We start from the raw sequence: 20555 nt of genomic DNA, 5'->3' as shown, positions 1-20555 counted from the left end.
GCGGGTGAAACCGTGACGGGGTGCACTCCTCGGCGGGCGCGTGGTGTCGGTCAGAAGGGGAGGACGAGGGGCACCATGAACACGCTGACGAGGAGGACGACGATGGTGAAGGGTGCTCCGACTTTGAAGAAGTCGAGAAAGCTGTAGCGGCCGGGTTCGACCACGAGGGTGTTCACCGGCGAAGACACGGGTGTCATGAACGCGGCGGAAGCCGCCAGAGCGACAACCATCGCGAACGGATAGGGCGAGACCCCCAGCTGTGTTGCGATGCCGATCGCAATCGGACCCATCAGCACGGCCGTCGCAGTGTTCGACACGAAGAGCCCGATGACGGCGGTCAGCACGAAGACGCCGCCAAGCAGGATCGTCGGGTTCGCGTCGCCGAGCCCGCCGAGCAGGCCATCGACGACGAGGTCCACGCCGCCGGTGCGCTGAAGGGCGAGCGCGAACGGCAGCATTCCGACGATGAGCAGGATCGTCGGCCAGTGGATCGATCGGTAGGCGCTGGGCATGTTGACACAGCGGAAGAGCCCCATCAGCAGGCACGCGATGAGCGCGGCGATCACGTTGGGGACGATGCCTGTCATCATCAGCGCAACCATCACGAGCACCGCGCCGATCGCAAAGGGGGCCTGGTTGGCGGCGGGGGCCACTTCCTTCACTTCGGCCGGGAGGTCGAGCATGATGAAATCCTGGCGCTGCGCCTGGAGCCGGTGGATGGAATCCCAGCCGCCGGCGACGAGCAGTGTGTCGCCGGCGGCGAGGCGGATCACGGGGAATGCCGGCCCGGCGGCCTCGCGCCGATGACGGACGCCAAGCACGACGAGATCGTGCTTCTCCCGGAACCGGATGCTCCGCACGCTGAGGCCGCGCGCGGACGAGTCTGGCGCGATCATGACCTCGGCCATACCCACCTGACGTGAGTACGATTCGAAGAAGTCGGGTGTCAATGCCAGCTCTTCGAGCCGGAGACGACGTCTCTCCGCGCTGGGCACCTCCAGGTCCACCACCACGATGTCGCCCTTCGTGAGGATCGTGTCGCCGTCGGAGGTGCGTACGGTCTTACGCCAAAGGCGGGTGCGCTCGAGCACCAGGACTCCGACCATCGCGCCGCCGCCGAACTCGGCATCCGCCAGTCGTTGGCCGATCAGCGGCGATCCTGCATTGATTCGATATCGGCGGGTGCGGGCGTCCACACCGTAGTCGAGGATCAGGCTCCCGAAGGAGGTGCGCGAACCGGCATCCGCGATCGCCTCCGCGCCGAGGAACCGACGAGCGACCAGCATGTAGCCGATGCCCAGGGCGAGGATGACAAGCCCGAACGGGGTGGGGGCGAAGAAGCCGAAACCGCTCAGACCGTGCCGCCGCAGCTCAGCGTCGATCACTAGGTTCGGCGTCGTGGCGATCAGCGTAAGCATGCCACTGATGAGACCGGCGAAGCTGATCGGCATCAACAGCTGCCTGACCGAGATGCCCGTTCGGGATGCCACGCTCAACGCGACCGGAATGAAGATCGCGACGACGCCCGTCGAGCTCATCACCGCGCCGAGCAGCGCGACGCAGAGCATGAGCAGCACGATCACCCGCGTCGCACTCGCACCCGCCGTACGCGCCAGCCAATCCCCGAGCCGGTACGTGACCCCCGTGCGGGAGAGCCCCTCACCCACGACAAAGAGCGCGGCGATCAGCACGACGTTCGGATCGGCGAAACCCGCGAGAGTCTCCGGGACGGAGAGAATGCCGGTCAACGGCAGCGCGACGATCATCAATAGCGCAACCACATCCATGCGCGGCCGGCCGATCGCGAACATCACGATCGCCGCGATCAGAAGTGCGAGGACCACCGCCAGCTCCAGGTTCACGCCGTCCTCCCTCCCTCCCTCAGGAGACTCCTGAAGCGTACCAACCTTCGGCTGGCGATGATGATTCCCCGGGTTCTAGACGGAAGCGCAACACCTAAAGTGTGAGTTGTCTAGACCACCACCGAAGGGCTGCGCTTCCTTGTCCACACTTTACCGCCACCTCACCCTGAACGACCGGATCGAGATCGAGAAACTCCACGACCACGGCCACACCCACGCCGAGATCGCTCGAAGAATCGGCGTGCACCGTTCAACCATCGGCCGCGAGATCAAGAAGCGTTCCTGGCAACCTGAACACGACCACGCGAATCTTCGCCCCTACCTACGGAACAAACTCGACACCCGTCACCGGCGAGACCGGGTGTATCTCGCTGGTCAAGCACAACTCCACGCCAACACACGCCGAGCACGCTCGCACCAGCCCTACCGAATGACGCATGACCCGCTCGTTGATTGGGTGATCACACATTTGGGGCGGGGGTGGACCCCGGAAGAGATCAGCGGACGCCTCCCTATCGAGCACCCCACCGATCACCGTATGCGGGTCAGCCCAGAAACGTTGTATGCCTGGATTTACTCACCCGGCCAACAGCATCGGCAGCTGCACCAATACCTTGCTCGGGGGCAGAAGAAACGACGCCGCATCAAGGGCCGAAAGGTACACACGGAACGCATCAAATATCGGGTCTCGATACATGAACGACCCGCCGAGGTATTGACGCGGGAAGAGTTTGGGCATTGGGAATCAGACAGTGTGCTGGGCGCACACGGCACCGGCGGTATTCACACCATGGTCGAACGCACAAGCCGTTACTACCTGGGAGTGAAGCTCTCCCGAGTCGCTGCTGCCCCGACTCTGGAGGCGCAGCTTGGCGTGTATCGGGTGCTGCCTGCACACGCCGTCAAATCTGTCACAGCCGACAATGGAAGCGAGTTCGCACACCATTACATGCTTGCCGACACGATCGGGGTGCCCACCTATTTCTGTGACCCGTACAGCGCATATCAGCGGGGCAGTAACGAGCACTTCAATGGTCGGCTACGGAAGTATCTCCCCAAGGGCACAACCTTCGAGGACCTCACCCAGGAAGAACTCGACGAGTACATCGGTGAGATCAATGATCGGCCCAGGAAAGTGCTGGGTTGGGCGACCCCGGCAGAGGTATTCCAGGAGTTATGCTCGGGGTAACTCACTGGGTGTTGCACTCCGAACTAAAATCCGGGGGTCATGGGAGCGCACCTTTCTTGCGATGTTCTGGAAATCAGGGTCAGAGTTCTGCATCATTGAGCGCAAGCCGCAAGTTATATGGATTCCTCGTCCCTTCGATGCCAGGCAAACCAGGCGACCACACAGAAGGCTGCGAGCATGACGAGGTCAGCGATGAACGCAACTGGGACAGATCGAGATATCCGCGCAACCGGGAACGCAGCCGCCGCAAATACCAACAACACAGCGCTCCAGCGGGGCGTGAGCCCGGTCCACCAATGCATTGCGCCCAAGGACAAAAGCGCGACCGGAAAGAGCGGTCCGGCCAGAATCAGCACAATAGCCACCGGGAGTGGGTAGATGTCGAAAGTAGCTAGCGAGCGAAACTCGGTGATACCGAACACACTCTCAAACACGGCTTGCAGCCCGAACGCGACGGTGCCGAACATGCCGATCAGCACCAGAAGCATCCATAGCCCCGACAGAAGGGGAAACCGGGGGCGGAGGGCGTTGTATTCCCCAATGAGTCCGTACACCCAGGGCACGGCGGCTATGGCAATGAGAAGCCCGCCGGTCACTCCATAGTGTCCGTCGATCCAGAAGAGCGGTGACAGGGCGAACAGCAAGGGTCCGATAATCAGACCAAGGCTTTCCAAACGGCGTACCACCATGCCCAAAGAGTAACACTGCCAAAGCTCTGGCGCTTAGCCGTTATTGAGTGCCGCAGAAGCCGGCCCCTGCAGCGGAACTGCTGGTGCGACGGCTTTTCCTTGCTGGAGCCAAGGATGCTCGTTGGTACGATTGCACGATGAGAATCCAGCCGATTGATCTCGTGGATGTCCTCGTCTACCTCGTGGTTCTGGGCGCGTTCACCCAGCTGTTCCCAGAGGTGATTTCCGAATCTTTTCTCCTCGCCCTTTTGACCGCGATCCTCCTCAAAGCCGTTCTTGAAATCGTGCTGGGGGTGAAGAGCAAAGTCATCGAAAGAATTCGCAGCGCGAAGAATATTGCGGCACGTGTCGTCAGCGTATGCACGCTTTTGCTCGTGCTTCCAGGTAGCAAATTCTTGGTGCTTGAACTCGTTGCGCTGCTCTTCGGCGATTCGGGGGTCGTGAAGAACAGTGCATTTACCCACAGGTAGGTTGCGCCGAAATGTTGGAATCGTGAGGCAGAACGTCTGTTCATGATTTCATGTGCGAAGGGGACGGAACAGTTCGAGTCCACGATGCTACCCAGCACGGCCGCGACGCCCGGGCGGGAGCAGTCCGCGACTGCGGGCCTTAGCGACCCAGCCCTGCGCCGTGCTGAGTGCGACACCGTTGATGTCAGCCATTGTCGCTGACGGGTTCTCGTCGCCTTGCCCTGAGAGCTTGCCGTGCTGCAAGGCGACGAGTTCGTAGAAGTCGGGCACCTGCTTGGGGTTACCGAGTGGCTTCAACAGTTCCCTGTCGCTGATCTTAAGGCCGCTCGGGAGCACAACCTTGTTGCCAGTCACGGTAGCAACGCGCTTCATCGCGAAGAGACGCTTGTTAATCGCGGCCTCGATCTTCGCTGTCGGGAGTTCACGTAGCAGATGGCTCGTGATAGGGTCGCCCGGTCGCCACGGCAGATAGATCACTCCCGTGATGCGCACTTCCTCGGGGGTCGCATAGAGCTGGCGCTGCAAACGGATCATCACCCGCGTAGCGGTGGCCTCATGCTCGATGTAGCGCCAGCGACCATCAGCGGCTTCGTTCTGCTCCGAGTTGGCATTGCTCGCCTGGTCGTCATAGCCGAGCACGCGATCTATCTCGTCACTGGTATCGTCGGCACGTTCTCCGGGGAACCGAGCAGCGAGGTGCCAGCCAGCTGGCAGATCGGCCTGCGCGATCAGGCCATCTGCGGTCTGATCCCAGGGGCGGGGCGTCGGAAGTGCCATGCGCCCCAGTCTAGCGAACGAACCCGCTTGTCTCATGTAGTTGCGATTACGTGTTGTTTGTGTTTCAATATCAGGTATTCGCAATAACGCTAGATCCTGGCGACACTCGACCGCCCCGGCGAAAGGAATGGGCATGACCGAGGCAACGACGCAGACCGACTACCTCACACGCGCCGAAGCTGCCGCTCGCTGCCGGGTGCCACTGCCAACGTTCGACAAGCTGCGTCGCGACGGACTGATCCCGGAGCCGGATGCCGAGGTGGGCAAGCACAAGCTTTGGCGCGCAGACACCATCGAAGAGTTCCTCGAAGTCGGCGGAACGAGACGCTGATGGCCGGGCGTCCGTCAAACACTTCCCCGGCTCGGGTCGATCCGAACACAGGTCGCCCGCTGCCCGAGGGGATACGGTGGCGGGCGGATCGCAAACGGTATCAGATACGTGTGACGGTGACCGACCTTGCCGGGAATAAGCAGCATCGTTCTCGTATGCTCCTTACGCTCGCGGAAGCGAAGCGCGAGCTGGCAAAAGAGGTCGCTGGTCGCAACCCGAACGCGGGCATGACGCTCACGCAATGGCACGAGCGATACTGGCCCGCTGTCGCAGCGTCAGTGCGGATTGGAACTGCGCGCGGCTACGACGTGTCGTGGCGGAAGCGGGTGCAGCCGACGCTCGGCGACAAGAAGCTCGAAGAGATCACCTCGCCACTCATCGAGTCGGCGATGGTGGCGTGGGCGGGGTCTCCGTCGATCAAGGTAGATTCGCTTGCCGTGCTCAGCCGCCTGCTCGACGGTGCACGCCGAGCAAGGATCATCGACTACAACCCGGCACGAGAAGTGAAGCGCCCGAGCCAGGACACCTCCACTTCCCCAACCTCGCGGGCACTCACCGTGCAGCAGATCAGGAGACTGCTCGAACTCATCCCAAAGGGCGTGTACCGGAGTTACGCGGCAGCGCTCGTATTCACGGGGATGCGCGCTGGCGAGGCAACCGCGCAGCGGGTGCGCGACGCCGACCTGGAGCAGAACATCCTCCGCATCAGCCGCAGCTTCTCCCCCGGCATGAACGGCGAACTGATCGAGCAGAGCCCCAAGAGCCAAAAGGAGCGGGAAGCCCCAATTACGAAGCAACTCCTTCCATTCGTCGTCGAGGCGGTCGAGGGCAAAGAGCCAGATGACCTGTTGTGGGCTGGACAGAACGGCGGCAGACTCACCGCACGCAACTTCCGCCGCGCCGTCGATTGGGAGGAGATCAAGCAAGAGCTTCGCCGCCCCGATCTGCGGGTGCACGATCTCCGGCATACCTTCGCCACGATCCTCTTCGACGCAGGAGCCTCTGCGCCCGACGTGCAAGCCGTACTCGGGCACTCTAGCCTGCAAGTCACCGAGCGCTACTCACGCGCACGCGAGGGTGTCGCGCGGCGGGCCGGGTCGGTGCTCGACGGGCTCTTCGAGCCGGAAAAGCCGAAGTCGAAGAAGACCACCAAGAAGAGCAGCATGACGAACGGCGCGAAGAAGTCGCGGCGCTCGCCTGCGAGCCCGAACCTTGCCGACTCGCTCAGCGATCCGTTCGGAGGCGCTGGCTACAGTACGGGCCGCGGAAATGGCCCAAGAATGGCCCAAGGTCGCGGAGGGCTCGGGCTATAAGTGGCGCGAGGGATCCTGCGACTACTTGCAGGATGACGGTAGAGGCACTCAGGGTGACGGCGATGCGACGCAGAACCACCACCTGACCAGGGAAAAATAGAAGAACCCCCAAGAGTAGAAGCCTCTTGAGGGTTCAGCAGCGGTGTAATCTCCGCTACGTGGCTCCGACCGGCATCGATCCGGTGACCTTTCGATTTTCAGTCGAACGCTCTACCAACTGAGCTACAGAGCCATGGCTAATCGCCATAGACGAAGAAACCCTTCCGAAGAAGGGTTCTTCACCAGCGACCCTGACGGGACTTGAACCCGCGACCTCCGCCGTGACAGGGCGGCGCGCTAACCAACTGCGCTACAGGGCCATGTTCTATTCAATTGTGTGGTGACCCCAACGGGATTCGAACCCGTGCTGCCGCCGTGAAAGGGCGGTGTCCTAGGCCACTAAACGATGGGGCCGAGATGCTTTCACATCTTGGGCTACCGAGAAGTAAGCTTACGATGAAATGCGAACCGCATGCAAATCGAACGGCAAACCGGCGAGTCTCGCACAATGCCAGCAGGCAAACCCGTCGAGACACAGACCAAGATTTAGCCGCCGATCGCCTTCTGGAGGCGCTTGAGTGAAATATTCTCGTGCACCATCACCCCGTGGTCGGTGCGCTGCTCGAGAGTGAAGCCGAGCTTGCCCTGACGCAGAATTCCAATGAGATACGGCTCTAAGGGATTCCACAGCATCCACGTGGGATTGCCATCGCTGTTATTGCCCAAAAAGGTCGTCTCAATCTCTCGGCTTCCGAAGCGCTGCACCGATGGCACCAGTGCGCGCGTCGAGAGAGTGACGACCCCCCTCTTCGACTCGCTCAACTCACTCATAAGCTCGATCTTAGCCAACCTTCCCCCCTCAGGCACCAGAGAGGAAGCTCGCAGAAATACGCGCGAGCCCGTGCAGGTCATCAACGTGAGCAAGTTCACGCGCCGAATGCATCGACAACAGCGGCACACCCACATCGACGGTGCGAATTCCAAGCCGCGTCGCGGTGATCGGTCCGATAGTGGATCCGCACGGCACGCCATTGTGGGACACAAAATCCTGCGTCGAAACTCCCGCGGCGAGCGCACAGCGCCGCCACAGTGCCGCCCCGTGGGCATCGCTCGCGTACTTCTGGTTGGCGTTGACCTTAAGCATCGGACCCGCGCCGGCCCGCGGCCGCACGCGAGGGTCGTGCTTCTCTGGGTAGTTGGGGTGCACGGCGTGCCCCGCATCTGCCGAGAGGCACCATGAGTCGGCGAAGGATCGTGCGCGCGCCTCGGCGTCAGCCCCAAGCCCGGCTTGCAGGCGTTCGAGCACCTCCGCGAGAAACGGCCCGGCCGCACCCGATCGACTGCTGGAGCCGAGTTCCTCGTGGTCGAACGCGGCAATCATTGAGATCGTGTCGGGAGCAGGCACGCTGTCGAGCAGCGCGATGAGGCCCGCGAAGACGGCGCTGAGGTTGTCGAGCCGGGGCGAGGCGAAGAGTTCACCCGCGGCGCCGATCCGCGTGGGAAGCTGCGCGTCCACGAGCCTGACGTCGACACCGGCAATCTGCGCCTCTTCCAGGCCGGCCTCTTCGGCGAGTAAGCCCAGCACTGAGATTTCCCCCACCCCGATGATGGGCTGGGTGTGTCGTTGCCGATCGAGCACCAGCCCGGAGTTTGCCTCGCGGTCGAGGTGCACCGCGAGTTGTGGAATGCGCGCGATCGCCCCGGTACACACCTGGTGCTCGGCCCCATCGATCGTGACGAGCCTGCCCGCAAGCGCGAGGTCGCGATCCAGCCACGAGTTGAGCAGTGGACCACCGTACACCTCGACACCAGCCTGAGCCCACCCCTCTGAGGCGAACGACGGATGTGGCTTAAGCGCAAAGCCCGGCGAGTCAGTATGGCTTCCGAGAATCCGCACCGGGCTTGTCGCGCTGACTTCGGAGCCAGCCCGCCAGGCGATGAGTGCCCCGTCCCGGCGGACGCATCCGGCGGCACCGGGGGTGAGACGCGGCCAAGGGTCGCCCTCTTCGTGGACCGAAAAGCCCGATGCAACCAGCGTATCCTCTAACACCCTGGCCGCATGAAAGGAGGTGGGTGAGGCGGCAACGAACCGGGCGAACCCTTCAATGTAGGAGTCGCGATCCACCAATAGTTCAGTCATTTTTCCATCCCAGTAGATTCGGTGAAACATTCGGCCGCGCGGGCAGAGGCGCACGCAGCCGTCCTCATTCCGAGCCGATAACGTGCCCCGTGCGCACGTTGACCAGTCGAGAGAGTAGCGCCGCAACCGCCGCGGGGTCCGCCACCCGATACTCGGCGACGCTCGGGGCATCGCCGACGCGCACGCCGACATCTCCGGGCCGAAGCGACTGCAGTGCCTCCTCGTCGGTGTCATCGTCGCCAATAAAGAGCACCATCGCGTCGGGAAACTCCGCACGAATGCGCCTCAGCACCTCACCCTTGCTGGCGCGCCGCACCGAGAACTCCAGCACGCGTTTTCCGGTGCGAGACTGGATCTGCGTCGCGTCTTCCCCCATGCCCGAAACCGCGGCTGCACACGCTTCGAGAAGACGATCCCCCGCATGGTCGTCGGGAACCTGCCGCACGTGCACCGCGCAGCCATAGGGCTTGAACTCAAGCTGCGCCCCTGGGTTCTCTGAAACGAGCCCCTGCAGAACCTCGGTAAGCCTCGCAAGGCGGCCGCGCTCGTCGGCCCTTAACTCGCCAGCAGCCAACTCAGTACCAGGAAGCCCCATGAGCTCCGCACCGTGCGACCCGGCCACGATCCACTCGTCAAGGTGCACACCCGTCGCCCTGAGGCTCTCCAGCGAGCGGCCTGAGATCAAGGCCACACGGACCCCTGGAGCCTCATTCAGTGTGGCGAGTGCGCGCTCCGCGCGGGGCAACATGCGAGCGTCGTCCGGTCGCGGCACGATGGGGGCCAGCGTGCCATCGAAATCGCTGGCCACGAGGATCGACTGCTCGGCCGAGAGTCGCAGGAGCGCAGCATCGAGGCCCGGCGACAGGAATACCGGATCGTTGACCATCAGTGACGGATCCGTCTCGGCGGCATGCGTGCGCCACTGCGCCGCTTGCGCCTCGACCGCGCGCAGAAAGCTCCCCGACCAGCGCGCGACGTCGTTGCGAAAGACGACCTTGCGCAATGCCTTCATGCGCTGACGCTGCTCACGCGGCGGCATGCGCAGCGCCTGCAGCATCGCCGCCTTCAGCCCGTCAATGTCATGCGGATTCACGAGCAGCGCGCGGCGCAACTCATCCGCTGCTCCGGTGAATTCGCTCAGCACCAAGACGCCCTGCTCGTCGGAACGACAAGCCAGGTACTCCTTGGCCACAAGATTCATGCCGTCGCGCAGGGATGTCACCACCAACACGTCGGCGGCCAAATACAGCGCTGCCATTTCCTCACGCGGCACACCCTGGTGCAAATACATCACCGGGGAGTGCGCGATCGTTCCGTAATCACCGTTGATTCGGCTGACCGTGATTTCGATTTCGTCGCGAAGCTGCCGGTACGCTTCGACGCGTTCCCGGCTCGGGCTGGCAACCTGCACGAGGGTGATGTCGTTCGCGGCGACCTCGTCATCGCGCAGGATCTCAGCGAACGCCTTCAGGCGATGCCGGATCCCCTTGGTGTAGTCGAGGCGATCCACCCCCAAGATGACCCGCTTCGGGTTGCCGAGTTCCTTGCGAATCTCGCGCGCCCGCTTGCGAACCTTCGCCGACTGCGCCAGCGCCTGGAACGCATTCGCGTCAATCGAGATGGGGAAATCTTGCGCAAGCACGCGACGCTTGACCGAGCCATCGCGCTCGGGCAGATGGATGAGGTTGCCACTCGACGGTGCACCAACGTACCGACGCACGCTGGCCCGAAAGTTTGCGGCATCAACCACTCGCTGGAAGCCGATCACATCGGCTCCGAGCATCCCTTCAAGCACCCTCCGTCGCCAGGGTAGCTGGCTAAACAGGCCGGCCGACGGAAACGGAATGTGCAGGAAGAAGCCGATCGTGAGGTCGGGGCGGGCCTCTCGCAGCATCGCGGGCACGAGCTGCAGCTGGTAGTCATGCACCCACACCGTCGCTCCCGGCTCCGCCACCTCGGCCGCGGCCAACGCGAACTTGCGGTTCACCTCGACGTACCTGTCCCACCACTCCCGGTGGTAGGCGGGGGCAGATATCACGTCGTGATAGAGCGGCCAGATCGTGTCGTTCGAGAAGCCCTCGTAGTACTCCCTGAAATCCTGTGCATCGAGGGAAACCGGGCGTAACTCCATTGAGTCGACACTAAACGGCGCAAGCTCCTCCGCGACGTTGCCTGGCCATCCGACCCAGACGCAGCCGAGATCACGCACCACAGGCTCCATCGCGGTGACGAGACCACCGGGCGAAGTGCGCCACGTCACAGTGCCATCCTCGGCGGTCACGCGATCCACCGGGAGACGGTTTGAGACCACCACCAGCGTGCCTGCGGTGATTGCCGCTTCGTTCGCTTCGGGTGTGTTCACGTCTACTCGCTCTCTAACCCTGCTTCGTCATCGGTCTCGGCCACAGGGGGCTCGAACGCAGCGGCGAATTCTGCGAGCAGACGCGCACCAAACCCGGTAGACCCGGCGGATCGCCACAGGTCGTCGCGCTCAGCCTGCATGGTGCCGGCGATGTCGAGGTGGCCCCAGGGAAGTCCGTCGACGAACTCATTCAGGAAGAGAGCCGCGAGGATCGCCCCCGCGTACTGCCCGCCCATGTTCGACAGGTCTGCAACGTCGCTCTTCAGCTGCTCGCGGTAGCGGTGGTCGAGCGGCAGGCGCCACACGTTTTCATCGGTCACATCAGCGGCAGCCTGCAGCTGTTCTGCTACCGAATCGTTGTTCGCGAGCATCGCGGCCGTGCGCGTGCCCAGCGCCGCCATTGCGGCCCCGGTCAACGTCGCAAGGTCGACGATGGCATCTGGCCGACGCTCCTCCTCGGTGGCGAGCACCAACCCGTCTGCGAGCACGAGCCGGCCCTCGGCGTCGGTGTTTTTTACCTCGACCGTCGTGCCGCCGCGAATCGTGAGCACGTCGCCCAACTTCGTTGCACTACCCGAGGGCATGTTGTCGGTGCACATGAGCCAGCCGGTGACCACGGATGCCACCCCGAGCTCCCGGAGGGAGGTCATCGCAGCAAAGACACCCGCGGCACCCATCATGTCGAGCTTCATCGCCGCGTGCATCGCGTTGGACGGCTTCAGGCTGATGCCGCCCGAGTCGTACATGATGCCCTTGCCCACGAGCGCCAGGTGCGGGCTCGTCGCGCTGGCTGCGGTGGGGCGGTAGCGCAGCTTGACCATGCGTGGTTCCTCGGTGCTGCCGGCGTTGACGCCCAGGAGGCCGCCGCAGCCCAAATCGATGAGCTGCTGTCGGTCGAACACCTCGACCTCGAGGCCGAATTCGGGGCCCACGCGAACCGCGATCTCTGCGAATTTCGCCGCGCTCAGGTGACGCGGAGGCGTGTTCGCGAGGTCGCGCGCAAGGCTCGCGGTGCGGGCGAGAATGAGCCCTCGCTCGATGCCTGACTCAACCTCGACCGCAGCCTCTTCCGCGGTGACGAGCGTGAGCTTGTCGAGTTGCACGGTTTTGGGATCTTTCTTGAGCGCGTCAAATCGGTAGCGAGCCAGGATCGCGCCCTCAGTGGCGGCCTGGGCCGCGAGGCGGGCCGTGAAGGCGCCCAAAGCGAGTACCCCACGGAGGTCAACCGCGATCCACCCGATCTCGCGTGCGGCGCGCGTGAAGCTCGCAACAGCGTCGCGAAGGCTTGCGACAGTGGTGAGTCCCTTACCCACACCCACGAGCACGCGCAGAGGCGCCCCAGGCAGCAACATTGTCTGTCCGGGCTTTCCCTCGAAGCCGGCGGCGGCGAGCGCCTCCCGATCGAGCGCGCTGGGGAGCCCCGGCGGCAGGTCACCCTCAGCAGGGACGAAGTGCGCAACCGCGCCAGCATCAGGTGCCGAAGCGGCAACCGAGACGGTGATCTGACGTGCCAGCGACGGCACCGGGTCAAAAGCTGGATCTATCACGACGGTCATGTCTCCAGACTAGCCCGGTGCGCCGCAGGGTTCATTGAGCATGTCGCACTCGACTACACGAGAGCGGCCACGAGTCCGGAACAACTTCGCCCCCACGAACATCCGAGGCGCAGCCCAGCAAGCTTTGCGACCTGGTTCTCACCAAGTCGTTTTGCTTGCTAGCGTTGCCACTCGGCCCGACAATCCGCGCCCGAAAAGCCGGCGTGCACCGCCGAGATCAAACGCTCAGGAGCTCGCGTGACCGACTTCAATCTTGCCAATCCTCACGACTATGACCACCAGCACAGCTCGTCCGCGGGCACGGGCTGGCTGCGCGCATCGGTGTTCGGGGCGATGGATGGGCTCGTATCGAACATCGGCCTCATCACCGGCATCGCGGCAGCGGGTGCCAGCGCGGGAATCATTGCGATCACCGGCATCTCAGGCCTTATCTCGGGAGCGGTCTCGATGGCCCTCGGCGAGTACACATCGGTGCGCACTCAGAACGAGCAGCTTGAGGTGGAAGTTGAGACCGAGCGACGTGCGCTCGAGCGCAACCCCGCGGGGGAAGAAGCGGAACTCGCAGAGATGTTCACGCACCTGGGGATGGAGCCCGCCACAGCTACAGCGGCTGCCTCGCAGGTGCACGCGAGCACCGAGCAGGCCTTGAAAGTGCACCTTGCGCACGAACTCGGGCTGAGCACCGATGAGCGCCCGTCCCCGATGGTCGCGGCGGGTTCTTCTCTGATCGCCTTCAGCGCCGGAGCGATTATCCCGGTGCTCCCCTTCCTGTTCGGGTTTGGCACCCTGTGGTGGGGTCTTGCCTTCGGCGCGGTGGGGCTCGTGCTCGCTGGCTACCTCGCCGCGAAGTTCACGGGTCGAAGCCCGCTCGCGGGGGCCGGGCGACAGCTGCTCTTTGGTGGAGTCGCGGTGGTCGCGACCTACTCAATTGGCATGCTGCTCGGGGTATCGTCGTTCGCGTGAGACTCCAGCGGCATACGCTAGAGGTGTGCCCAGCCCAGAGTTCGTCGACGCGGTGCTTGACGTTGTCGCTCGCATTCCCTCTGGTCGCGTGATGACCTACGGCGACATCGCCGAGTCACTGGGATCGAATTCCCCGCGTGGTGTCGGTCGAGTCATGGCTCTCTACGGACACGCCGTGGCATGGTGGCGCGTGGTGCCGGCAAGCGGGCACCCTCCCCAAGGGCATTCCCGTCTCGCTCTGCCGCGCTATCTCGAAGAGGGAACCCCGCTGCGGGGACCCCTCGTTCCTGGCGAATATCGCATTGCACTCTCCGCAGCCCGCCTGGGCTACGACCACGACATCTTCACGGAGGTAGCGCCATGAGCGACCCGACTGGTCTATTCCCGGCGGACGCTCCAGACGGGACACCGGCCACCCCGTCCCTGCGCCTCGGCTTCGTTCGGGGAGTTGCCCCCGCGAAGTGGGCGAGACGCTGGGCCGAGGCGGTGCCCTCGGTGCGGCTCGAACTCGTTCCGCTGCCGCTCTCCGGCCGACCCGACCCGCGCGAGGCAGCCCTCGACGTGGTGCTTGAACGGGTACCACCTGGCGCCAGCCCCCGCGATGCAGGCCCGGGGACGGATCGCCACGCGCTACGCCTCTATACCGAGTCGGTTGCGCTTGTCGTGTCTGTTGACCACGAGCTCGCCGGGCAGCAGACAGTGGATCGCGACACCCTCGCACTCAGCACTCTCCTGGCGCACCCAGACCATTCCTCGGCCTGGCCTGCGGCTGCGTCTTGGGAGGATCCGGCGTGGGAACCAGTGCACGCCGAGGCCGCGATTGAGTTAGTCGGCACGGGCGCCGGGGCGATCCTGCTTCCCCTCCCACTCGCCCGGCACCTCGCCGGCAAGCGCACCCACGCCGTGATCCCTGTCTTTGATGAGAGGCCACTCGTGGGCACCGAGATCTGGGCGACCTGGTCGGTCGAACGCGACGCGGGTGACGTGCAGCAGCTCGTCGGCATCATGCGCGGCCGCACCGCCCGTAGCCAGCGCCCCGGGGCCAAGACTGGCGATCCACAAGCGAAAGCACCGAGTGCGGGAGGTAAGACGAAGAAACCCGCGGCGAAGAAGCCGCAGCTTCCAAAAAACTCGCGCGGCGCACAGCTCGCAGCCGCCACCGAGAAGCGCGAGGCGGCCAAGCGGGCTCGTGCCAAACTCCGACGAAACGGCAGATAGGGTTGCTCGACCTGCTGCCTAGCCTCGGAGCTCTGGCTTGGACCCTACTCGCCGTCGCGGCAGTGCTTGTGGGCTTATCGAAAACCGCACTGCCGGGGCTCGGTACTGTGGCCGCGGCTCTCTTCGCCGCGGTTCTCCCCGCGCGAGCATCGACCGCCGCACTTCTCCTGCTATTGATTCTTGGGGACATCTTCGCCCTCACGATCTATCGCCGTCACGCTGACTGGCCAACTCTGGTTCGCCTTATCCCAGCAGTAGCGGTCGGTCTGCTGCTCGGGGCAGCATTTCTTGCGGTCTCCGATGATGCCTGGGTGCGGCGGGGAATTGGGGTCATACTCCTAGTGCTCATGACGGTTACGGTCTGGCAAAAGGTTCACCCTCGAATCAAGGAACGCAGCCAGAAGAGGAGACGAATCGAGCGTGGGGCTTATGGGTCGCTGAGCGGTTTCACCACGATGGTCGCGAATGCTGGAGGAGCAGCGATGTCTCTCTATCTGATTTCAGCGGGGTTTTCAGTCAAGGCGTTCCTCGGCACCGCGGCCTGGTTCTTCGCCGTCATCAACCTCACAAAAGTTCCGATTTCCATCGGGCTCGGCCTGATCACCCCGGCAACGCTGGTGCTCGACCTGCTGCTCGCACCCGCGGTGGTGATTGGCGCACTCATCGGCAAATGGATCGGGGCAAGGATCAAGCAGTCGGTGTTCGAATGGGCCGTCATCGGCTTTACCGTGGTGGGAGCCGTCTACCTCGTCATCTAACTGCACGTGACTGCACGTCGTGGGCCCGGCGGGCGTCGATTTCATCGAGATGAGAGCATCGCTCTCATCGAAATCGGCGCGAGTCCCGGTCCCGGGCCCACGAGTACTGCGAGTGGGCCCGGCGGGGCTCGAACCCGCGACCCGCGGATTAAAAGTCCGATGCTCTGCCAACTGAGCTACAGGCCCAGAACTAATCTACAGGGTGAATCTCAATGCTCGATCCACAACCGGGCAAACTGAGCGGCGTAGACTCGCGCCGGTAAGCATTCAGGAGAGGTCATCGTGAGAAATTTTCAGCGGCCCGTGCTGCAACCCACCTCGAGTTTCGATTGGGTGATCGGCTCTGACGAGCCCGGGGCCGCGCATCGCCTCGCGCAAGAAACGTCTTGGGCGCTCCTCGACCGAGTGCGACGCGTAGCCGACCCCCTGGTGGTTGAACGCGTGCTGAGCCTGGCTGCTGACGAAGGCATTGACGACATTGCGGAGCTCTGGTCAGGAGCCGGGTCCCATTCCCTCGCGGGCATGCTGTGGCGCATCTACTTGCTACGCCGAATCGTCCACGCAGATCCGGAGGGCACCGCGGATGTGTTCCGAGCGGGGCAGAACGTCTCGGTGACGATCGACCCGGTCGTGGCCGGGGCAGCCGAGCCGGTCACCCCCGATTCGATCGCCGATCTCTGCGACACTCTGCTGCGCGGTCTATTCGTGGGCGATCTCGCCGTCGCGCTCGAACGCGCGGCCAGCTACTGCCGTGTGATGTCGCTCGGTGCGGCATTTGTTGCTGATACACGCGACTCTCTCGACGACGAGCACGCCGCGGAACTCACGACCCGCGCACTGCGGTACGCCACCTTCGCCGATGAATTGCACGGCGGCGCTCGTCGGTGGCGCGACGGCACGCTCGACTGACACACCGCTGACGCACACGCTAAACTACTAACGCCGGGCCGCAGTAACCCCGGGCTCCATTTTTCGCCGCTTCGAGCGGCCTTCCGCCGAGAGGTGTTTCTGCGGCTCGGTCTCAGCCTTGACTGACGACCACCGATCTACCTCAGCGCACCCGGTACCGTTATTCTGCACATATGCGCACGATTCGTTATCCGAAGCCCTGGCCGTCACTTCGGCGTGTTTCCCGCCGGTCAGCCGTGTTCGCTGGGCTCGCAGCGGCGCTCGTCGTGTCCGGTTGCACGACAGCTGGTGGATCGGCCGGCGTGCAGGATCGGCCGACCGCCGAGACCGACGCGCCGGTCGCCGCCGACCGCATCACCGCCACGGAGCTTGAATCGCTCGCGCTCGAACACCTTGACCGCCACGCGCTCACCTCGCTGGTGGCGCAGGTGGCGATCGATGGCACGGAGGTGGCCACCGTCACCCTCGGCGAAGCTATGACCGGCTTCCCCGTGACCGAAGACGGCAGGTTTCGTAACGGCGCCGTTGCCATCATGTACGTTGCCGCGACCATGCTCGCGATGGACGATGAGGGTCTCATCGACATCGATGAGCCGATTGCCCGGTGGCTCCCCGATCTCCCTGCAGCCGACACGGCAACGCCGAGAATGCTCGCTTCTATGACCTCGGGCTACCCCGATCATGTGGCCAATCTCGATTTTGTGACCGACGTGCAAGCGAATCCTTTCCGCGCATTTAGCGAGGAGGAACTCCTGGCGTACAGCGCCGCTAGCCCCAGGCTTTTCGCCCCAGGCGAGAACTGGGACTACTCGCACGCGGGCTACGTCATCCTGGGCCATGTGCTCGAAGCGGCAAGCGGCGAGTCACTCGACGCGTTGATCTCTCGCTACGTGCTCGAGCCGCTGGAACTCGAGGGCACGGTCGCAGACGTCACTGCGCGAATCCCCGATCCCGTCGTGCACGGCTTCACCGCCGAGCGGGGAGTCTTTGAAGATTCCACCTACTGGAATCCGTCATGGACGCTTCCCCACGGAGCGATCCAGACCACCACTATCGGCGACATGACCTCCAGCTTCGATGCGATCGTGGGTCGGGGCGAATTGCTCTCAGAAGAGTCGTACCAGGCGATGATTTCACCGCGCCTCGTCGGATTCGGCGCACCGCTCGAGGGATGTCGCTCGTGCCACACGCTCACCGAGGAGTGGAACTACGGGTTGGGCGTGTTCCTCCGCGACAGCTGGGTCATGCAGACCCCACTCTTCGGCGGGTACCAGTCGGCGGTCGCTACCCTGCCCGAGGCGGAATCGCCGATCGGCTCGGTCACCATTTCCGTTTCGATCGTTCCCGGCCACGGAACCTACACGCCAGAGGAATGGGCGGGGAATTTGCGGAACTTCGCTACCGACTTCGCCACCGAACTGGCCACGCAGATCCTCCCCGAGAACCCACCGCCTGCTGTGTCGCGCGGAAACTAGCCGTTTTCACCCCTTACCAACGGCCATTTGGCCTTGATATCGCAACGCAACTGCTACACGCAACCCCTAGAAGGAATCACACCCGGGGCGTACCGTGGAAGTAATCCGGGCGATACTCGCGCGGCTCAACGATAGGAGCACCGAAATGGGTTTCTTAGCTTTTCTTCTCCTCGGCCTCATTGCTGGTGCCATTGCCAAAGCTATCCTGCCGGGTAAGCAGGGCGGCGGGTGGATCGCCACTCTCTTGCTCGGTGTAGTTGGAGCATTCTTGGGCGGGTGGCTGGGTTCGGTCATCTTCGGCGTAGGCCTCGAAGAGTTCTGGTCAATCCAGACCTGGCTCCTCGCGATCGGTGGCGCAATCGTCGTCCTCCTGATTTACGGCCTGATTGTGGGTCGATCAAAGCGAGCCTAGATCGATCAGGGTGACCACGAACAGGGTGGGTTGTGCATCACTTGCGGGTGATACACAACCCACTCACTCGTTGGTGCCTGGTTCGTCGACCAATCGCAATCCAGCCGACGAGTTCGCAAGCGCCATAAGCGATTCGATCCATTCCCGGTTGAGTTCGGGGATCCCAGGCGAGTCAAACTCAAAATACAGTGTCTGAGCCGGATGTAACCATAGGCTGCGTTGCTGGCTCGAATCGTTCCATGTGAAGACCAGACTCTCTTGAAGCGTGAACTTCCCGAGAATTACAGTGCGCAGGTGCGCCAGAGTGCGATCGTCGAAGCCGAAGACTTGGTCATGCGCGTAGTGCAGGTTTCCCACTGAGTGTCCCCTCGTGTTGATGCGGTCGCTCGGCAATCAGGATTGACTTGAAGCCTGCCTGGCAAGATATTCTTCCGCCTCCTTCTCATCGACAACCACCAGGCCACGAGGCGTGTGCGAAAGCTCATTCAAGACGCGAAGCCACGCTTCGTTAATCTGCGGCGCACGGCTGCCGGAAAACCGAAAGACCAGCGGGATATTTGGGGAGAGCCACAGAGAGACCCGACCGCTTCCCTTCTCGACCGGGTTCGTCCAACTCATCAGAAAGCACTCCTGACGTCGGAGCTTCATATTTATGGCGACCTTCAAGTGCGCCAAGGTTCGATCGTCAAACTCGTACTCTGCTGCGTTGCTGTACATCAAATGCCCCATGGCCTAATGTTGCCAGACATTTGACGATTCGTGTGAGTCACACGGTGCGTGCTTCGCGAGATCGACTCTGGTTACCGCTACCGCTCGTTCGTGCGGGAATCCGGCGAGTCGGGCTACGGCTTTTCCGTCACCACAACGGTGAACTCGAGCGGCTGGATCCCGCCCTGCTCATTGGTCATCGTGACCTCGGTGGTGCCCGTCGCGAGTGCGATGACTCCGGGGTTGAATTCCGCGCTGCCGTCATTCCGGCCCGGGCTGAACTCTGCGACTGACGGATCTGCGACCTCGCCCGTGTAGCTGTCGACGGCGAGGTCGCCGGTGTTGATGTTCAGCGCCTGGCCGACCAGCAATTCCACCTCGGCACCCTGCAGATCGTTCGCTTCCATGGTGACCGGCGCGATCACATCTCCTCCAATCGGCTCTTCCGCGGCGTTAGCGCCACAGGCAGCAAGTGTGGTCGAGAGTGCGAGTACGGACAGGAGCGCGATCCACTTGTTTTTCGTCATAGAGTCAGTCTGTCAGCACAGATGTCACCTTGGCGAGTCACAGTTCTCTATGAATGTTGAGACAGGAATCGTGAGGCGTTGTGAGGCTGCACAACGCTGCGCGGGAGCCTTGAAGCTACTTTGATCTCTCGACACCGAAGAGACCTGCGCCGTGCTTCGTGAGCAACGCGTACGCGTCAGCAAATGTTTGTGGCGGGTTCTCACGCTCTGCGTGGGTGCCGTATTTCTCGAGCAACAGCCTGATGAGCCCACGCGCGGGAGGGCTGAGCGGCCGATCTGGATGGGCAGTCGCGGGATATGTGCCACTTTCGGGGTTCGGTGGCACATAGGCGGGTGAGGTCTGCGGCCAGTCGGCGATGTGCCGCGGAACCTTACGATTGAAAGCCTTCGCTAGAGTGCGCGCAGCCGCATCTCGCCGCGTCAACGGTTCGAGTCCGAACCGCTCGCTCAGCGTCGCTGAGAGCGCCCCGTGATGCATTTCGTGCGAAAACACGCTTCCCCGCTCGGTTTTCCAAAACTGCTGCAGAACCGGAGCGTGTAAGACCCCGGCGAAGGAGACCAGCTGCAGCTTGTCAAAGTAGATGCGCCAGCTGATGCCAGCATCTTCGAGACGGTTGAAGACGGTGGGCGTGGGTGCTGCCGCGAGCCGCTTCTTGTGACCGCCCCCGTGCTTATTCGTCACGAAGCCGTGCGACGTGGAGGCGTAGGAGCGAGCCGCGGCTCGTCTCCTTCTTCACAGACGGCTCGGCAGGTGGGATCTCTTGATCTCCAGGCACGTGAGTCACGCAGATTCCTCGCCTCGTTGGGTGGGTGCCGGGCCCCGGCAGATGGTGACGCAAGTCCATTTCAGGCGTTAC

Annotated in this window: 22 protein-coding genes and 4 tRNA genes; 11 read left to right on the top strand and 15 right to left on the bottom strand. The window is 63.2% G+C overall.

The genetic code is table 11. From position 1 onward, the window contains the following. Nucleotides 1-50 precede the first annotated feature (50 nt). The gene (locus ACTNFK_RS03515) at nucleotides 51-1862 is read right to left on the bottom strand and encodes an SLC13 family permease (RefSeq protein ID WP_435937097.1); all 1812 of its coding nucleotides are present in this window, start codon (nucleotides 1860-1862) and stop codon (nucleotides 51-53) included. 139 nt (nucleotides 1863-2001) lie between these two features. Between ACTNFK_RS03515 and ACTNFK_RS03510 the strand changes: the two genes are divergently transcribed. Continuing rightward, nucleotides 2002-3051: an IS30 family transposase gene (locus ACTNFK_RS03510; protein WP_192497180.1), complete on the top strand. Its 1050-nt coding sequence runs from the start codon at nucleotides 2002-2004 to the stop codon at nucleotides 3049-3051. A gap of 113 nt (nucleotides 3052-3164) precedes the next feature. Here ACTNFK_RS03510 and ACTNFK_RS03505 read toward each other — a convergent pair whose 3' ends face one another. After that, entirely contained in the window at nucleotides 3165-3740 is a 576-nt protein-coding gene (locus ACTNFK_RS03505; RefSeq protein ID WP_433646650.1) for a hypothetical protein, read from the bottom strand. A 47-nt stretch (nucleotides 3741-3787) separates the two neighbouring features. Here ACTNFK_RS03505 and ACTNFK_RS03500 point away from each other — a divergent pair, with 47 nt between their 5' ends. Further along, nucleotides 3788-4210, top strand: a complete 423-nt coding sequence (locus ACTNFK_RS03500) for a hypothetical protein (RefSeq protein WP_433646651.1) — start codon at nucleotides 3788-3790, stop codon at nucleotides 4208-4210. 87 nt (nucleotides 4211-4297) lie between these two features. Here ACTNFK_RS03500 and ACTNFK_RS03495 read toward each other — a convergent pair whose 3' ends face one another. Further along, nucleotides 4298-4987, bottom strand: coding sequence for a hypothetical protein (locus tag ACTNFK_RS03495; protein ID WP_124969191.1), 690 nt, complete (start codon nucleotides 4985-4987; stop codon nucleotides 4298-4300). Nucleotides 4988-5120: 133 nt separating this feature from the next. Here ACTNFK_RS03495 and ACTNFK_RS03490 point away from each other — a divergent pair, with 133 nt between their 5' ends. Next, nucleotides 5121-5318 carry a helix-turn-helix domain-containing protein gene (locus tag ACTNFK_RS03490; protein ID WP_124969193.1) on the top strand — a complete coding sequence of 66 codons (198 nt, stop codon included), beginning with the start codon at nucleotides 5121-5123 and terminating at the stop codon, nucleotides 5316-5318. After that, nucleotides 5318-6631, top strand: coding sequence for a tyrosine-type recombinase/integrase (locus ACTNFK_RS03485; protein ID WP_435937288.1), 1314 nt, complete (start codon nucleotides 5318-5320; stop codon nucleotides 6629-6631). The genes ACTNFK_RS03490 and ACTNFK_RS03485 overlap by 1 nt, the downstream gene beginning before the upstream one ends. A 159-nt stretch (nucleotides 6632-6790) precedes the next feature. Here the strand turns inward: ACTNFK_RS03485 and ACTNFK_RS03480 are convergent. From ACTNFK_RS03480 to ACTNFK_RS03450, 7 genes are all read right to left on the bottom strand, one after another. After that, nucleotides 6791-6863, bottom strand: a tRNA-Phe gene (locus tag ACTNFK_RS03480). 53 nt (nucleotides 6864-6916) lie between these two features. Then, nucleotides 6917-6990: transfer RNA gene (locus ACTNFK_RS03475), tRNA-Asp, on the bottom strand. Between the two features lie 18 nt (nucleotides 6991-7008). Continuing rightward, a tRNA-Glu gene (locus ACTNFK_RS03470) sits at nucleotides 7009-7084 on the bottom strand. Nucleotides 7085-7216: 132 nt separating this feature from the next. Next, complete coding sequence (locus ACTNFK_RS03465) at nucleotides 7217-7501, bottom strand: hypothetical protein (protein WP_435937287.1); 285 nt, start codon at nucleotides 7499-7501, stop codon at nucleotides 7217-7219. 28 nt (nucleotides 7502-7529) lie between these two features. Then, nucleotides 7530-8810 carry a M18 family aminopeptidase gene (locus ACTNFK_RS03460; protein WP_435937286.1) on the bottom strand — a complete coding sequence of 427 codons (1281 nt, stop codon included), beginning with the start codon at nucleotides 8808-8810 and terminating at the stop codon, nucleotides 7530-7532. A 64-nt stretch (nucleotides 8811-8874) separates the two neighbouring features. Then, nucleotides 8875-11172, bottom strand: coding sequence for a bifunctional alpha,alpha-trehalose-phosphate synthase (UDP-forming)/trehalose-phosphatase (locus ACTNFK_RS03455; RefSeq protein WP_435937285.1), 2298 nt, complete (start codon nucleotides 11170-11172; stop codon nucleotides 8875-8877). 2 nt (nucleotides 11173-11174) lie between these two features. Then, nucleotides 11175-12728 (bottom strand): leucyl aminopeptidase, encoded by a 1554-nt coding sequence (locus ACTNFK_RS03450; RefSeq protein ID WP_435937284.1) that lies wholly within the window; start codon nucleotides 12726-12728, stop codon nucleotides 11175-11177. Nucleotides 12729-12965: 237 nt separating this feature from the next. Between ACTNFK_RS03450 and ACTNFK_RS03445 the strand changes: the two genes are divergently transcribed. Genes ACTNFK_RS03445 through ACTNFK_RS03430 form a run of 4 tightly spaced genes read left to right on the top strand, consistent with a single transcriptional unit; the run spans nucleotide 12966 to nucleotide 15667 of the window. Further along, nucleotides 12966-13691: a VIT1/CCC1 transporter family protein gene (locus tag ACTNFK_RS03445; RefSeq protein WP_435937283.1), complete on the top strand. Its 726-nt coding sequence runs from the start codon at nucleotides 12966-12968 to the stop codon at nucleotides 13689-13691. A gap of 25 nt (nucleotides 13692-13716) precedes the next feature. Beyond that, nucleotides 13717-14055 carry an MGMT family protein gene (locus ACTNFK_RS03440; protein ID WP_435937282.1) on the top strand — a complete coding sequence of 113 codons (339 nt, stop codon included), beginning with the start codon at nucleotides 13717-13719 and terminating at the stop codon, nucleotides 14053-14055. Then, a complete protein-coding gene (locus ACTNFK_RS03435; RefSeq protein WP_435937281.1) occupies nucleotides 14052-14909 on the top strand; it encodes a LysR substrate-binding domain-containing protein in 858 nt (285 codons plus the stop codon). Before ACTNFK_RS03440 ends, ACTNFK_RS03435 begins: the two co-directional genes overlap by 4 nt. A gap of 2 nt (nucleotides 14910-14911) precedes the next feature. Further along, entirely contained in the window at nucleotides 14912-15667 is a 756-nt protein-coding gene (locus ACTNFK_RS03430) for a sulfite exporter TauE/SafE family protein (protein ID WP_435937280.1), read from the top strand. A 113-nt stretch (nucleotides 15668-15780) separates the two neighbouring features. Here the strand turns inward: ACTNFK_RS03430 and ACTNFK_RS03425 are convergent. Then, nucleotides 15781-15853, bottom strand: a tRNA-Lys gene (locus ACTNFK_RS03425). A gap of 96 nt (nucleotides 15854-15949) precedes the next feature. On the opposite strand from ACTNFK_RS03425, the gene ACTNFK_RS03420 reads away from it, so the two are divergent. The 3 genes from ACTNFK_RS03420 (at nucleotide 15950) to ACTNFK_RS03410 (ending at nucleotide 18463) form a co-directional block, all read left to right on the top strand. Then, on the top strand, nucleotides 15950-16576 hold the full coding sequence (locus ACTNFK_RS03420) for a hypothetical protein (RefSeq protein ID WP_435937279.1): 627 nt from the start codon (nucleotides 15950-15952) through the stop codon (nucleotides 16574-16576). 173 nt (nucleotides 16577-16749) lie between these two features. After that, complete coding sequence (locus ACTNFK_RS03415) at nucleotides 16750-18051, top strand: serine hydrolase domain-containing protein (RefSeq protein ID WP_435937278.1); 1302 nt, start codon at nucleotides 16750-16752, stop codon at nucleotides 18049-18051. A 145-nt stretch (nucleotides 18052-18196) separates the two neighbouring features. Continuing rightward, nucleotides 18197-18463 carry a GlsB/YeaQ/YmgE family stress response membrane protein gene (locus ACTNFK_RS03410; protein ID WP_433646665.1) on the top strand — a complete coding sequence of 89 codons (267 nt, stop codon included), beginning with the start codon at nucleotides 18197-18199 and terminating at the stop codon, nucleotides 18461-18463. A gap of 63 nt (nucleotides 18464-18526) precedes the next feature. Here the strand turns inward: ACTNFK_RS03410 and ACTNFK_RS03405 are convergent, their stop codons facing one another. From ACTNFK_RS03405 to ACTNFK_RS03390, 4 genes are all read right to left on the bottom strand, one after another. Next, nucleotides 18527-18820, bottom strand: a complete 294-nt coding sequence (locus ACTNFK_RS03405) for a DUF7882 family protein (protein WP_433646666.1) — start codon at nucleotides 18818-18820, stop codon at nucleotides 18527-18529. Between the two features lie 36 nt (nucleotides 18821-18856). Beyond that, the gene (locus ACTNFK_RS03400) at nucleotides 18857-19192 is read right to left on the bottom strand and encodes a DUF7882 family protein (protein ID WP_435937277.1); all 336 of its coding nucleotides are present in this window, start codon (nucleotides 19190-19192) and stop codon (nucleotides 18857-18859) included. Nucleotides 19193-19305: 113 nt separating this feature from the next. After that, the gene (locus ACTNFK_RS03395) at nucleotides 19306-19698 is read right to left on the bottom strand and encodes a hypothetical protein (RefSeq protein ID WP_435937276.1); all 393 of its coding nucleotides are present in this window, start codon (nucleotides 19696-19698) and stop codon (nucleotides 19306-19308) included. A gap of 115 nt (nucleotides 19699-19813) precedes the next feature. Beyond that, nucleotides 19814-20380 carry a hypothetical protein gene (locus ACTNFK_RS03390; RefSeq protein WP_435937275.1) on the bottom strand — a complete coding sequence of 189 codons (567 nt, stop codon included), beginning with the start codon at nucleotides 20378-20380 and terminating at the stop codon, nucleotides 19814-19816. Between the last annotated feature and the right edge of the window lie 175 nt (nucleotides 20381-20555).

The organism is Leucobacter fengyongliangi, from assembly GCF_052386045.1.
The sequence above is the reverse complement of the archived record's forward strand: the minus strand, read 5'-3'. Positions and strand labels throughout refer to the sequence as shown.